We start from the raw sequence: 13036 nt of genomic DNA, 5'->3' as shown, positions 1-13036 counted from the left end.
CTAGATTTATAGAGATCGATGAGCCACATCTGTTCAAATTGTAAATAGGTATTGTTTGCCAACATTGGGGAGAAGACCAGTAGATTTGATGCTTGCTAACGTGAGGCAGCCTTTGATTCGAGCAGCAGGGGCAGTGTGGCATAAAAACCTCTTTTGTAACTAAAACTCAAGGGTATTTCACTCTTTTGCAACGTGCTGCAAGTTCGCTTGAAGCAACAATAACCAGACCATAGAGAAAAAAAATAAAGATTTGGTAAAGAATATAAAAGGGTTAAGGAAAAGATACAAGTTTAAACATTCCGTAATAAAATCAAGAGCGCAGAGAATTTTTATCCCACAATACGCACCTTGTAATGTCCCATCTGGTTTGTTATAATTGTACACTATTCAGATGCAGCTTTTGAGATCCATTCCTACAGAAAATTGTTTTCCTGTTCCCTGTTCCTTGATTTGATCTGAGAGTCTAAATCCCAGCCCAACAAATTGGCAGTTTGAACAGGAAGCATAACTGGAGCGAGGGGATTCACTATCACTGCTGGCAGGTAATATTGACAGTTTTAATTGATTGTTAATGCTCGCAAGGTAAGAAGGTGTCAAACCAATTATTGCCCAAAATTTCTTTGTGTATATAACCCGTGAAGGTGAAGAAGAAAGGATTTAGATAGTTAACATTTCGCGATCGATCTAGTCCGACGATCAACTGCACGGTATCAAATAGCGATCGCCAGGGTCGTTATTGATGATAGCCGATCGCACGCGCAAAGTAATTGGGTTATCGGTTAGGCTTTGCGATTTTGGCTGTGGCAGCTTTTTTTGGGGCTGACAGTGCTTTTGGCACTTCAGCGAACTTATCTCAATCCCCTCGATTTTGAAGCAGGAGGGTTAAAAATTAAAGCGGAAGGATGGCCGGGCTGTTTAGGGTTTATTGAGATACTTTAGGGCTGATTAGTTATGGCTATGATGATTTTCTCTTCATTGCCTTGAACCCTACCTAAAAACGAATATAAGCCTCCGACTTGTTTGGTGGAGAGATAAAAATTTTAGACTCTTGTTGCTCCCAGATTCATCTTTGGAGTAAATCTAAAATCTCCAATCCTTCGACTGAGCGCTCACACCGAAGTTTCACATCTCAAATTGACTGATTTTCACAGAAGCGCGATCGCATTTGACACCTCGATTCCTATATTTTACCCTTGGGCGATGGGGAGTGACGCGATCGCAGCCCTGATTTTTGAGAGGTAAGTTCGATCGCCTCGGCATCTTAACCCTGATGTTTGCAGTGATTTTTTCTTCACTGTTTGCCCCATTGGTATTGTTGGGAAATGGCCAGGGGGGATTGCTAGGAATGACTTTATAGGGTATAGCTATGGGAGTCCAGGAATCAATTTTGAAAGCCGCCTTAGCTCGACTCGTGCCTGCAAACAAGAGAGGTTCCACCTATGGGATTTTTAACACAGGCTATGGCTGATCGTGCTTTCTGGGCAGTTGGGCGATGATAATTGCTTACGATCGCTCAATTACTTGGCTGGTTATATTTTCAGTTGCGCTCCAACTCGCTGTTTTTCCAGTCTTGTTGCTGGTGAAAAAGCGATCGCCTGTCACAAAAAATTGACTAAATGCTCGGCAGTCATACCATTTTTAATTTTCGATTGAGAATGACAGACTGCATCATGGTTAGGGCTGGTCTGCAGTTGCTTATTTTACGAAACTGGTATCAATTAGCCATTATCAGTTGTCAGTTTGCCATAGTTTCTAACTACTGACTACTGCTTAATAACTACCGACTAATAACTACTGCCTAATAACTAAATTCAAACAAAACATAGGAGGTTTAATTGTGGTAGCTCAAACAGCAACAGAGGGTCTCATCACCTTACAAGGAGTTAGCAAGGCTTACCCGCAGCCCAACGGTCAAAAAATATCTATTTTAGAGTCAATTAATTTAGATATCCGAGCCGGAGAAATAGTAGCTTTACTCGGCCCATCCGGTTCAGGCAAATCAACATTAATGCGAATGATTGCCGGACTTATCCCGCCCAGTAACGGTCAAGTTATCTATCACAATCGTCCTTTAGTCGGCTTAAATCCTGGGGTGGCAATTGTATTTCAAAACTTTGCCCTTTATCCCTGGCTGACCGTACTAGAAAATGTAGAATTAGGCTTAAAAGCTAAAGGAGAATTGCCCGAAGCGTGCCACAAAAAAGCTTTACGGATGATAGACATTATCGGTTTAGACGGATTTGAAAATGCTTATCCGAAAGAACTTTCGGGCGGAATGCGGCAGCGGGTGGGATTTGCTAGAGCTTTGGCGGTAGAACCCGAATTGCTTTGCATGGATGAACCGTTTTCAGCTTTAGACGTGCTGACCGCAGAAAACTTGCGGTTTGAGTTATTAGATTTGTGGCTAGAAAAAAAGATTCCGACTCAAGCTGTGTTAATCGTAACTCACGGGATTGAGGAAGCGGTAATTTTAGCCGATCGCGTTGTAGTCTTGGGTCGCAACCCGGGGCGAATTCGCGCCGAGTTAACAGTGACTTTGCCGCACTACCGCGATCGTAAAACTCCCGAATTTCAAGCTCTCGTAGACCAAGTTTACAAAATTCTCACCAATCCCGAATTGAGCTGCGAAACAGTGACAGCACCTGCTGAAAGTGTCGCTGCTGTGTCTCAACCTCAACCAGCTCAAAGCGCTAAATACCAATCTCTGCCACAGGTGCGAACCGGTGCGATCGCAGGTCTGTTGGAACTCTTGGAAGACCGCAAGGAGAAAGACCTCTACCGCCTCGGTCAAGAATTAATGTTAGAGGTTGACGACATTTTGCCGATCGTGGAAGCAGCAAAGTTAATGGAATTTCTGGTAATCCAAGAAGGCGACCTCCTTTTAACTCCAGTTGGCATTCAGTTTATTGCCGGCGGCATTGACCAGCGCAAACAAATTGTTCGTACCCAAATTCTCAACAATATTCGCCTGGTACAGCAAATTTCTCGAATGCTTCAGGCCAAACGCAATCACCGCATTTCTGAAGAGTTGATTTTGGATATTCTAGAAGCCCACTTTAGCCCCCAAGAAGCAATGCGGCAATTGAAAACTGCTATTGACTGGGGTCGCTATGCAGAGTTATACAGTTACGATCAACCGGGCGGCGAAATCTTCTTAGAATCTGAAGTCAGTAGTCAGTGGTCAGTAGCCAGTAGTCAGTAGTCATTAGTCCGCAGTCATCAGTAATTAGTTATTAGTTATTTACTAGCAATGAGCAATTAACAATTACCCGATGCCCTAGCCGTCCGCTCCCCCAAGTTCTAACTTCCAAATTTCCCATTACCTTTTTCCCGATTACCAATAACTACTTCGTATGACCAGACCTCTAACACCGGCAAATAAAACTTTAGAAAGGTCAGCTTGGACTTGGCAAGACGGTTTGCTGATTCTAGCCATCTTCTCTCTAATTTTGGTAATTGTCCAAACAGCTTCTCAATTCAGCAGTGAGTACAACCCAAATTTCAAAATTGAGACTACCCTAAATGTCTTGCCAGCATATACAGCCCAGAGTCTCTTACGCATGGTAGCAGCCTATTTTTTATCGCTGCTGTTTACCCTAGTTTATGCTTATTCTGCTTACCGCTTTCCCTTAGCCGCAAAAATTTTAATTCCCTTGTTAGATATTTTGCAATCGATTCCAGTTTTATCTTTTTTGCCGGGAGTTGTTTTAGCGCTAGTTACCTTATTTCCCGGTCAAATAATCGGCGTAGAAATCGCCTCAATTATCTTAATATTTACTGGAATGACTTGGAATATGACCTTTAGTTTCTATCAGTCGCTGTCCGGGATTCCGCGAGAACTTAAGGAAGCTGCTCAAGTTTATCGGCTGAATGCTTGGCAGCAGTTCTGGACGTTAGAATTGCCTGCTGGGGCGATCGGACTGGTGTGGAATAGCGTCATGTCAGTGGCGGGCGGCTGGTTCTTTTTGATTGCGATCGAATCTTTTACCTTGGGGGACAAAAACTTTAATTTGCCCGGACTCGGTTCCTATTTGGGCAAGGCAGCCAATGAAGGAAATTTTGGGGCGATAGGCTGGGGTTTAGCAGTCTTAATTGGGGTAATTATAGCCATAGACTTTTTCATCTGGCAGCCTTTGATTGCTTGGGTAGAAAAGTTTAAATATCAAGCGGTGGAAGCTACAAATGTACCGCAGTCAAATGTGTTAGATTTTTTAAGGCGCTCGGCGACTCTGCGGGTTTTGAAGTCGCGTATTTCGCAGATCGGCGATAGTTTCGATCGTGGTTTGGCAAGAGCTTTTGCATCGGTGGATTTACCAGCAAATCATCGCCAAGGAAGCCGCATCGGAAATTGGATAAATTGGATATTTGTTAGCGGGTTTGCCGTCATTGTGCTTTGGGGAACTTGGGAAGCGTTGCTGCTGCTGCGGTTGCTGAATTTGTCTGACTGGCAAAAAGTCATGACAGGTGCATTTTTCACAGCTTTGCGCGTTATTTCCGCGCTATTTTTATCGCTGTTGTGGACAGTGCCTGTCGGAGTGGCGATCGGTCGAAATCCCCGTTTAGCTCAAATTTTGCAGCCATTAGTACAAATAGCAGCTTCTGTACCGGCAACTGCTTTATTCCCCGTATTACTACTAGCTTTAATTCACGCTGGAGGAGGCTTGCAAATTGGTTCAGTGGCGCTGATGATGTTGGGTACAATGTGGTATTTGCTGTTTAATGTTATTGCGGGCGCTCAAGCCATACCTTCGGAGTTATTTGAAGCAGCACAAGTTTACAAACTATCCCTAATCCAGCGCTGGCAAACTTTAATTTTACCGGGAATTTTTCCCTACTTGATCACAGGAATTATTACAGCAGTTGGGGGTGCTTGGAACGCAAGTATTGTCAGCGAGTACGTGCAGTTTCAAGGTCAAATTGTTACTACAGAGGGTTTGGGAGAAACTATTTCTCAGGCTACGGCATCTGGGAATTTTTCCTTGCTGTTGGCTGCTACTTCTGTAATGTCGTTGTTGGTTGTATTGACTAACCGTTTGGTCTGGCGGCCACTTTACCGTTTGGCACAAGAAAAATATCAATTGTTGGTTTAAGTAAATCAATATCAAAAACACCATACCCAAAAAACAGGTTTCGAGAATACATCTTGGTTTGGTGGTGAAGCCTCCACAAAGAAACTGGATTGCTAACCCCGCGGGTATAAATCGTATAACTGCAACCAGTGGCGTCAATAGGCTCTAAACTGGATTCAGGAAGGCGCGCAGCACAGGTTTAGGAGGGTCATCAGTGACAGAAAAAAATTATCAATCGTCTTCTCTACCCACCTACGCGCGAAAAGAACTGCGGGAATTAGTTCGATCGCAGTTAAGGGCCCTGTTGGAAGAAGGAGACTTTAAAGGAGCAAAAGCGATTTTGCACCCGGTGCAGGAAGCAGACATAGCTGAAGCTATCGAAGGTCTGCCAGAAACCATGCAAGTAATAGCTTTCCGCTTGCTTTCCAAAGACGAAGCGATCGCAGTTTACGAATATCTCGACTCCAGCGTTCAGCAGTCCCTCTGCGAAAAATTCAAACGCCAAGAAGTCATTGACATTGTAGACAAAATGTCCCCGGACGATCGAGCTAAACTCTTTGACGAACTGCCGGCAATATTAGTCCGTCGCCTGTTGGGTGAATTGAGCCCGACGGAACGGGAAGCTACGGCTCAACTTTTGGGTTACGAAGCCAGTACCGCCGGTCGGATCATGACCCCGGAATATATTTCTCTGAAAGAAAGCTTTACCGTCGCCCAAGCTTTAGACCGAATTCGCTCTTTGGCTAAAACTACCGAAACAATTTATTCTCTTTACGTCACCGACGCCGGACGCAGCTTGACCGGCATTTTATCTCTGCGGGATTTAGTCACTTCCCCCCTCGACAAAACTGTCGGCGAAATTATGACCCGCGACGTAGTTTCTGTTCAAACAGGAACGGATCAAGAAGAAGTAGCTAGGCTGATCCAGCGTTACGATTTTTTAGCTGTACCCGTTGTAGACCGCGAACAGCGGCTGGTCGGGATCATTACAGTTGACGACGCGATCGACATTTTAGAACAAGAAGCAGCAAAAGATATTTATACCTTGGGCGGCGTCCAGTCCGGCGGCGACAATTATTTCCAGACCGATTTAATCACCGTTGCCCGGAAAAGGGTCGTGTGGTTGTTTGTTCTGCTTTTAACTAATACTGTCACCGGCGCAATTATTAGAGCTCAAGAAGATATTTTGCACCAAGTAGTCGCCCTAGCAGCCTTTATTCCCCTGCTGACTGGCACTGGAGGCAATGTCGGAGCTCAGTCCTCAACAGTTGTAATTCGCGGTTTGAACACTGATGAAATTACAGCAATGGGGCCGTTTCAAGTAATTGTTCGCGAGGGGATGGCGGGAGCGCTGCTAGGAGCTATATTGGGGACTGTAGCGACGGGCTGGGCTTATACTCTGCAAGGGAGTTTAGCCGTGGCACTCGCGGTGGGAGTGAGTTTGTTTGCGATCGCAATTTTAGCTTCTATTGCCGGTTCAGCTCTGCCGTTTCTATTTCGTTCTTTGGGTTTAGACCCCGCTTTAATGTCTGCTCCCTTTATTACCACCGCAGTTGATGTCCTTGGGGTCTTGATTTATTTCACTTTAGCTCGACTAATTTTGCAGATTTAATATATTTAATTAGATGGCTGTGAATAAAAAACTTAATCTGTTTTTCACCACTGCTAAATTCGGGGTCGGCGTCCGATTCCATACCGGATAGGTGCGCTCGCGCTTCTTACTTTATTTTTATCCGCATATTTGTACCAGTTGAAAAAAATAATGCAACTATAGGCCATTGCTCCAAACTCCGAGCTTCATCAGTCATTCCAAATCTAAAATCTAAAATCTAAAATCTAAAATCTAAAATGGTATTAGCCTATGTCATCATCCAATTCATCCACCAAAATCCAAAATCCCAAGTCGAGCAATTTGTTAGAAACTGCTGAAGTGGTTTTTATTGCTGCCTCTGCTGTGGGATTGGCTGCTAGTTTGGTTTGGGGGCAGAGCGTTTATGCTCAAGTGCCTGTAGTGATTTCGTTGGTGTTGAATTTTGTGAACCGGCAGAAGTTGCACGGGCAAGTTAAAGCAAGTACCGCGGCCACTTTCGATCGCGTAAATCAACAAGCAGCTACTACCGATCGCGCGATCGAGCAATTGCAACTTGCTGTAAATGCTTTAGACGAAGCTCTTTCTCAAACATCTCGCGAAAATCTCAATGTTGCGCCTGGAGAAAACGTACACTCTCTAATTTCAGCAATTGAGAACCTGCGCCAGCGACTAATAATTTTAGAAAAAACTATTAAAATGATTCAAAGCGAGATCGAACTCACCAGCCGCCAATTCAAACAGCGGCCGGAGTTGCAACAAGTCGAAACTTTGACAACAATAATTCTGGACTTGCAGCAGTTTATCAACGAACTGCCGCAGTGGGGCAGTTTGCAGCAGCGGCAGCTAACAGAACTTCAGCAAAAAGTAGATAATGCTTTGGCTGAACTCTCAGAAGAAATTGCTGTCATTCCCAACCGCGTGCAAGAGGCGCTAGCTAGTCGCAGTGGGGAAATTAACCCACAGTTTGGTTCGGGTTTGAATGCCGCTCAAAAGAATGGTTATCGACCTAAAACCCAGAATGAGAAAATTCGCCAGAAATATCCTAGAGCTTACGTCAAGTGGAGTCAGGATGAAGACGAAAATTTGAAAAAAGAATATGCTAGCGGTCAACAAATTGACGAATTAGCTCAGAGATTTCAGCGACAGCCTAGTGCCATTCGTTCGCGATTACAAAAATTAGGATTAATCGAATAATGGGAATGGTATAGGCAAAAATGAGTAAATCTAAAATCTAAAATCTAAAATCGTCAATAACAAAGCGATCGCCCTTTTTTTTCAAAAGAGCGATCGCTTTGTTTCTTCAGTACCGGCTGCCAACAGCGGGCCACTAACATTACATCTCAAGGCTTTGTAGCCTAGGTCTACCTCATTTTAGAAATCTTGCGGTAACAAAGAACTTAAACGCTCCAGCAAAGGATCGGATTCCCGACGAGGAGCAACCTCAGCGTCAGACACTACATTATCATCCGCCACAGACTCAGACTCAATGGGGTCAGGCTCTACTACTTTTGAAACTGGGGCAAAAGAAACTTGAGCAAACTTACTGTTAACACTCCCCTGCAATTGATCCAACTGCGCGCTGAGTTGAGTCAGGTGATGTTCCAGTCCCTCCAAACGGCTTAATTCCTCTGCCGAAACATTGTGCTCAAACTCAGCAAATTTGACCACAAGTTCAGCAATACGCTGTTCCAACCGCTGAAAGCTCTGTGTAGAGCTAGTAGACTCAGATACAGACAAAAACTGCCACAAAGCCTGCTTGCAGAGATTGCTGAAAGTCTGATACTTCGTGAAAGCCAACTCTTTTTCAATAGCGGCCAGCAAAGTTTGATCCGCAGCATCTTCCGTAAACGCCACCGAGAAATTCGCCTTATTTTTTGCCCACAGTGCCATAGGGTTCAAGCCTTAATGCGTTACTTAATCGTGGCTAGCTGAGCCTCAGCATAAATAAACTGTCCCAAAGCATTAGCTTTCCGGGAAGGCTGAGCCAAGTGAGCCTTAAGATTGGCGTCTTTAAGCAAAGGTTGCAACACCTCCCAGAAAAACTCGCCGCCCCCGCCAGTCAGAACCACATCCGTCACACGTTCCGGCAGCCACTGCACCAAACGTTCGGACAGTTCGTTAGCGAAAGCCTCTCGCAAATCCTTAATAATCGGATCTAAATTAGTCGGCTTAGTCGCTCCTCTCGGACGGTAGAAACGCTGGCCTTCCGGTTTATTCACCGCTTCCAGTAAAGACAGAGATTGAGGGTCTGCTCCCGGAATCTTTGAGGCAACTTGTTCGTAGAACTTGTTCATTGCGAAGGAATCGCTCTTAGAAGCCGCCCGGGCGAACCGGAAACGATCGACCATTAACAAATCGGTAGTTTGGTGTCCAATATCAACAACCGCCACCGACAGTTCGGGCAACTCCGGCGTAAACTCCTTGTTATCTTGAGCCTCGCACCAAATCAGGCTGCCGAACCCTTCCGGCATCACCCAAACGTGACTGATATTAATATCCACACGCTCGCCCCGGTACACCACAACGTGGGGAGAGCGCAGTTGGCTGATAATCTCTTCCTTTTCTTTCTCAAACTGATCCTGCGAATAAAACGGCAAACCCAGCACAACTGCTATTTCGCCCTTCATCTGGAAATATCCAGCACAGGAAAAGACCTTAACCAAAGCATCTACTACTTTCGACTGGTCAGCGCCACCGAGATTAGCGCCAAAATCTGCCGCTAGTTGGCCTATAGCGTAACCCTTGCCCTGGTACTCCAGCCACATATCCAACAGAGGATCTGTTGCTTTGGACTCAAAGCTGCCACCCCGCACCTTTTCCACGGGCATAGTAGCCACGTTGGCAGGGATGAAAACAACGCTACTCGGGTTGCGACTCACGCAAGCTTTAGTTGCCGTCCGACCCAAATCAGCACTAATAATCGATTTGTTAGAAGCGACTTTAGTCTGCTGGGTCAGCATAGCCGAATTAGGAACAAGCTGTCTAGTTGTCATTGAAATGTGTTACCTCACTGAGCCTCACCATTATCATGCCTTATCCCTTGACACTGCCACGCTTAAAGACAGTGGGTGAAAGCGACGATTCTTCTAACTCTACCTAGATCGGTATCGAAATCAGCACCAAACATTATATTCGGGACGATCGCCCTTACCCTAACTAACCTAACTTTTTCTGGAGCCATCGTCCTCAAAGCTCTGTTGCCTGAGAGTGCATTGTTAAGTTAAATTTAGTTAAGATTCTGAGTGTAAACTTTTGTCGCACTTCTCCGACACCGCGATCTTACCCGATCTGTCCCCAATTCAAGGCATCCGCATTTATGAAAATTTCTTGGCGAACTATACTACTTTGGACTTTACCTGCCTTAGTCATCGGCTTTTTCTTGTGGCAGGGGGCCTTTGCCCCATCCCCCGCAGAAATGAGCAAGAACACCGCCAGCACCCGCCTGAGCTACGGTCGATTCTTAGATTACTTAAACGCCGGTCGAGTGACCAGCGTTGACCTTTACGACGGAGGTCGGACGGCTATTGTCCTAGCAGTCGATCCCGAACTGGACAATCACGAGCAGCGGTGGCGGGTAGACTTGCCCTCAAATGCCCCGGAACTGGTTTCTAGACTCAGAGACTCAAAAATCAGCTTCGACACTCACCCACTACGCAATGACGGTGCTGTCTGGGGACTTTTAGGCAATCTAGTATTTCCCCTCTTGTTAGTAGGAGGCCTGTTTTTCCTCTTCCGCCGCGGTGGCAACGTTCCCGGCGGCCCGGGCCAAGCCATGAACTTTGGCAAATCCAAAGCTCGCTTTCAAATGGAAGCTAAAACAGGCGTACTGTTCGACGACGTAGCAGGCGTTGAGGAAGCCAAAGAAGAACTTCAAGAAGTGGTGACATTCCTCAAAAAACCCGAACGCTTCACCGCAGTCGGGGCGAAGATTCCCAAAGGCGTGCTGCTAGTTGGCCCTCCCGGAACCGGTAAAACCTTGCTGGCAAAAGCGATCGCAGGCGAAGCCGGCGTGCCTTTCTTCAGCATCTCCGGTTCAGAATTTGTCGAAATGTTCGTCGGTGTCGGCGCTTCCCGCGTCCGCGACTTGTTCAAGAAAGCTAAAGAAAATGCTCCTTGCATCATCTTCATCGATGAAATCGATGCCGTAGGAAGGCAGCGCGGCGCCGGTATCGGTGGCGGTAACGACGAACGGGAACAAACCCTGAACCAGTTGCTGACCGAAATGGACGGTTTTGAGGGCAATACTGGCATTATCATCATTGCTGCCACGAACCGCCCCGACGTGCTCGACTCAGCGCTGCTGCGTCCGGGTCGCTTCGATCGCCAAGTTACGGTAGATACGCCGGATATCAAAGGCCGGTTGGAAATTTTGGAAGTTCACGCGCGCAACAAGAAGCTGTCTGCGGAAATTTCTTTGGACGCCATCGCCCGCCGCACTCCAGGCTTTACTGGCGCTGATTTGGCTAACTTGCTCAACGAAGCTGCTATTTTAACCGCCCGCCGCCGCAAAGAGGCGATTACGATGCTCGAAATTGACGATGCAGTCGATCGCGTGGTAGCAGGTATGGAAGGCACTCCTTTGGTGGACAGCAAGAGCAAGCGCTTGATTGCTTACCACGAAATCGGCCACGCGATCGTCGGTACAATCATTCAAGCCCACGATCCAGTTCAAAAAGTTACCTTAGTTCCTCGCGGACAGGCCCGCGGCTTGACTTGGTTCATGCCCAGCGAAGACCAAGGTTTGATTTCTCGATCGCAAATTTTAGCCCGGATTAGCGGTGCTTTGGGCGGTCGCGCAGCCGAAGAAGTAGTTTTCGGCGATGCCGAAGTAACCACCGGTGCCGGCAACGACTTGCAGCAAGTAAGCGGCATGGCGCGCCAAATGGTGACTCGCTACGGGATGTCTACCTTGGGCCCGATCGCCCTGGAAGCTCAACAAAGCGAAATTTTCCTCGGCCGCGACTACACAGCGCGATCGGAATATTCCGAAGAAATAGCCTCTCGGATTGACGGACAAGTTCGATCGATTGTCGATCACTGCTACGACGACGCCCGCCGAATTATTCGCGAAAATCGCACGGTGATCGATCGCTTAGTCGATTTGTTGATCGAAAAAGAAACCATCGACGGCGAAGAGTTGCGCCTAATCGTCTCTGAATACACTTTTGTTCCTGAAAAAGAACAATACGTTCCTCAGCTTTAAGACTTGTTTAAAGATTACGGACACGGCAATGCCGTGTCTTTAAAAAGTAGGGACGTGGCACTATTGCCACGTCCCTACTTTTTTATTAAACTGTCAATAATATTAAACCGCCCCTAAACGCCAATTAACGCAGATGAATACTAAATTTGCCATACATACTAATAATTCGTCATTTTTTTTAATAGCAACTTTTATTTTTGTTTGTGTCAATACTTTGAGCGCCCGCGCCGAAAAATTAAGATGTTTTGTAGATATTTGCATCGACCCCAGCAGCGTTGAATTAAGCAAATCGGATATTCCCGGTGCTCCTTCTTATCCAGTCAGAACTATTTTAGGAACTCAACAGTTTAGTAACGAGAAATTGTTGGCGCAAATGGAAGTTAACTGCCAGCAGCGACAGTTTAGAACTGTTAGAGTTAGCGAAGATGGCGAAAATTGGTCTAATTTCGATCCGAGATGGACTTTAGTCGATCGCAACTCATCTTTGTCTCGGCTGGTTGACTATACTTGTCAATTGGCGATCGCAGAACAATAGAATAAATAAGTATACCCAGAAAAAAAACAGATCGCCTATATCTTCAACCCTGGGCTTGCGGGTGCAAGTCGGACAAGCAGCGATTTCAACCGCCGAATGTTAATATTACACTCACTCTAAAATCTAAAATCTAAAATCTAAAATCGGATGACAAACCCCACCGAATACCGGCAAAGACGCGAACAGTTAATGGCAAAAATTGGCAGCGGGACGGCGATATTTCGCAGCGCCCCCGCTGCCGTCATGCACAACGATGTAGAATATGCCTACCGACAAGATAGCGACTTTTTCTACTTAACCGGTTTCAACGAAGCTGCGGCGGTAGCAGTGCTCGCGCCGCACCACGAAGAACACAAATTTGTTTTGTTTGTGCAGCCAAAAGACTTGGAAAAAGAAACTTGGCACGGTTATCGCGCCGGAGTAGAAGGCGCTAAGGAATTGTACGGCGCGGATGAAGCTTTCTCCATTGCCGAACTTGCGGAAAAATTGCCGAAATATTTAGAAAAAGCCGATCGCATATACTATCACTTCGGGCGCGATCGTAGTTTCGACCAAACAGTCCTCAATCACTGGCAGCGCTTGATGGCAACCTACCCGAAACGCGGCACAGGCCCCACAGCAATCGAAGATTCCAACAT

The 13036-nt window shown here is 46.2% G+C and carries 10 protein-coding genes and 1 pseudogene; 7 read left to right on the top strand and 4 right to left on the bottom strand.

Translation table 11 applies throughout. The annotated features are described in order from the left end of the window. Positions 1–568: 568 nt before the first annotated feature. Together QUA45_RS29230 and QUA45_RS20460 are read right to left on the bottom strand one after the other, a co-directional pair. Positions 569–715: pseudogene (locus tag QUA45_RS29230) on the bottom strand (hypothetical protein); the annotation flags it as partial. A 407-nt stretch (positions 716–1122) separates the two neighbouring features. Beyond that, positions 1123–1437: a hypothetical protein gene (locus QUA45_RS20460; protein ID WP_333100371.1), complete on the bottom strand. Its 315-nt coding sequence runs from the start codon at positions 1435–1437 to the stop codon at positions 1123–1125. A gap of 400 nt (positions 1438–1837) precedes the next feature. Between QUA45_RS20460 and QUA45_RS20455 the strand changes: the two genes are divergently transcribed. The 4 genes from QUA45_RS20455 (at position 1838) to QUA45_RS20440 (ending at position 7854) form a co-directional block, all read left to right on the top strand. Then, complete coding sequence (locus QUA45_RS20455) at positions 1838–3202, top strand: nitrate/sulfonate/bicarbonate ABC transporter ATP-binding protein (protein WP_333221977.1); 1365 nt, start codon at positions 1838–1840, stop codon at positions 3200–3202. Positions 3203–3353: 151 nt separating this feature from the next. Further along, complete coding sequence (locus QUA45_RS20450; protein ID WP_333221976.1) at positions 3354–5090, top strand: ABC transporter permease subunit; 1737 nt, start codon at positions 3354–3356, stop codon at positions 5088–5090. A gap of 193 nt (positions 5091–5283) precedes the next feature. Beyond that, on the top strand, positions 5284–6681 hold the full coding sequence (gene mgtE, locus QUA45_RS20445; protein WP_333068369.1) for a magnesium transporter: 1398 nt from the start codon (positions 5284–5286) through the stop codon (positions 6679–6681). 249 nt (positions 6682–6930) lie between these two features. Further along, positions 6931–7854, top strand: coding sequence for a hypothetical protein (locus QUA45_RS20440; RefSeq protein WP_333100367.1), 924 nt, complete (start codon positions 6931–6933; stop codon positions 7852–7854). Positions 7855–8031: 177 nt separating this feature from the next. On the opposite strand, the gene QUA45_RS20435 is transcribed toward QUA45_RS20440, so the two are convergent. Together QUA45_RS20435 and QUA45_RS20430 are read right to left on the bottom strand one after the other, a co-directional pair. Beyond that, on the bottom strand, positions 8032–8550 hold the full coding sequence (locus tag QUA45_RS20435) for a hypothetical protein (protein ID WP_333068371.1): 519 nt from the start codon (positions 8548–8550) through the stop codon (positions 8032–8034). A 20-nt stretch (positions 8551–8570) separates the two neighbouring features. Next, positions 8571–9653: a ParM/StbA family protein gene (locus QUA45_RS20430; RefSeq protein WP_333041971.1), complete on the bottom strand. Its 1083-nt coding sequence runs from the start codon at positions 9651–9653 to the stop codon at positions 8571–8573. Positions 9654–9976: 323 nt separating this feature from the next. On the opposite strand from QUA45_RS20430, the gene ftsH2 reads away from it, so the two are divergent. From ftsH2 to QUA45_RS20415, 3 genes are all read left to right on the top strand, one after another. Further along, positions 9977–11863, top strand: a complete 1887-nt coding sequence (gene ftsH2, locus QUA45_RS20425) for an ATP-dependent zinc metalloprotease FtsH2 (protein WP_333149854.1) — start codon at positions 9977–9979, stop codon at positions 11861–11863. Positions 11864–11996: 133 nt separating this feature from the next. Next, complete coding sequence (locus QUA45_RS20420) at positions 11997–12398, top strand: hypothetical protein (protein WP_333221975.1); 402 nt, start codon at positions 11997–11999, stop codon at positions 12396–12398. A 147-nt stretch (positions 12399–12545) separates the two neighbouring features. After that, on the top strand, positions 12546–13036 hold a 491-nt coding region (locus QUA45_RS20415; RefSeq protein ID WP_333221974.1), incomplete at its 3' end, for an aminopeptidase P N-terminal domain-containing protein.

The sequence above is a fragment of the Microcoleus sp. Pol12A5 genome (assembly GCF_036701435.1).
Lineage (GTDB): Bacteria > Cyanobacteriota > Cyanobacteriia > Cyanobacteriales > Microcoleaceae > Microcoleus.
The sequence above is the reverse complement of the archived record's forward strand: the minus strand, read 5'-3'. Positions and strand labels throughout refer to the sequence as shown.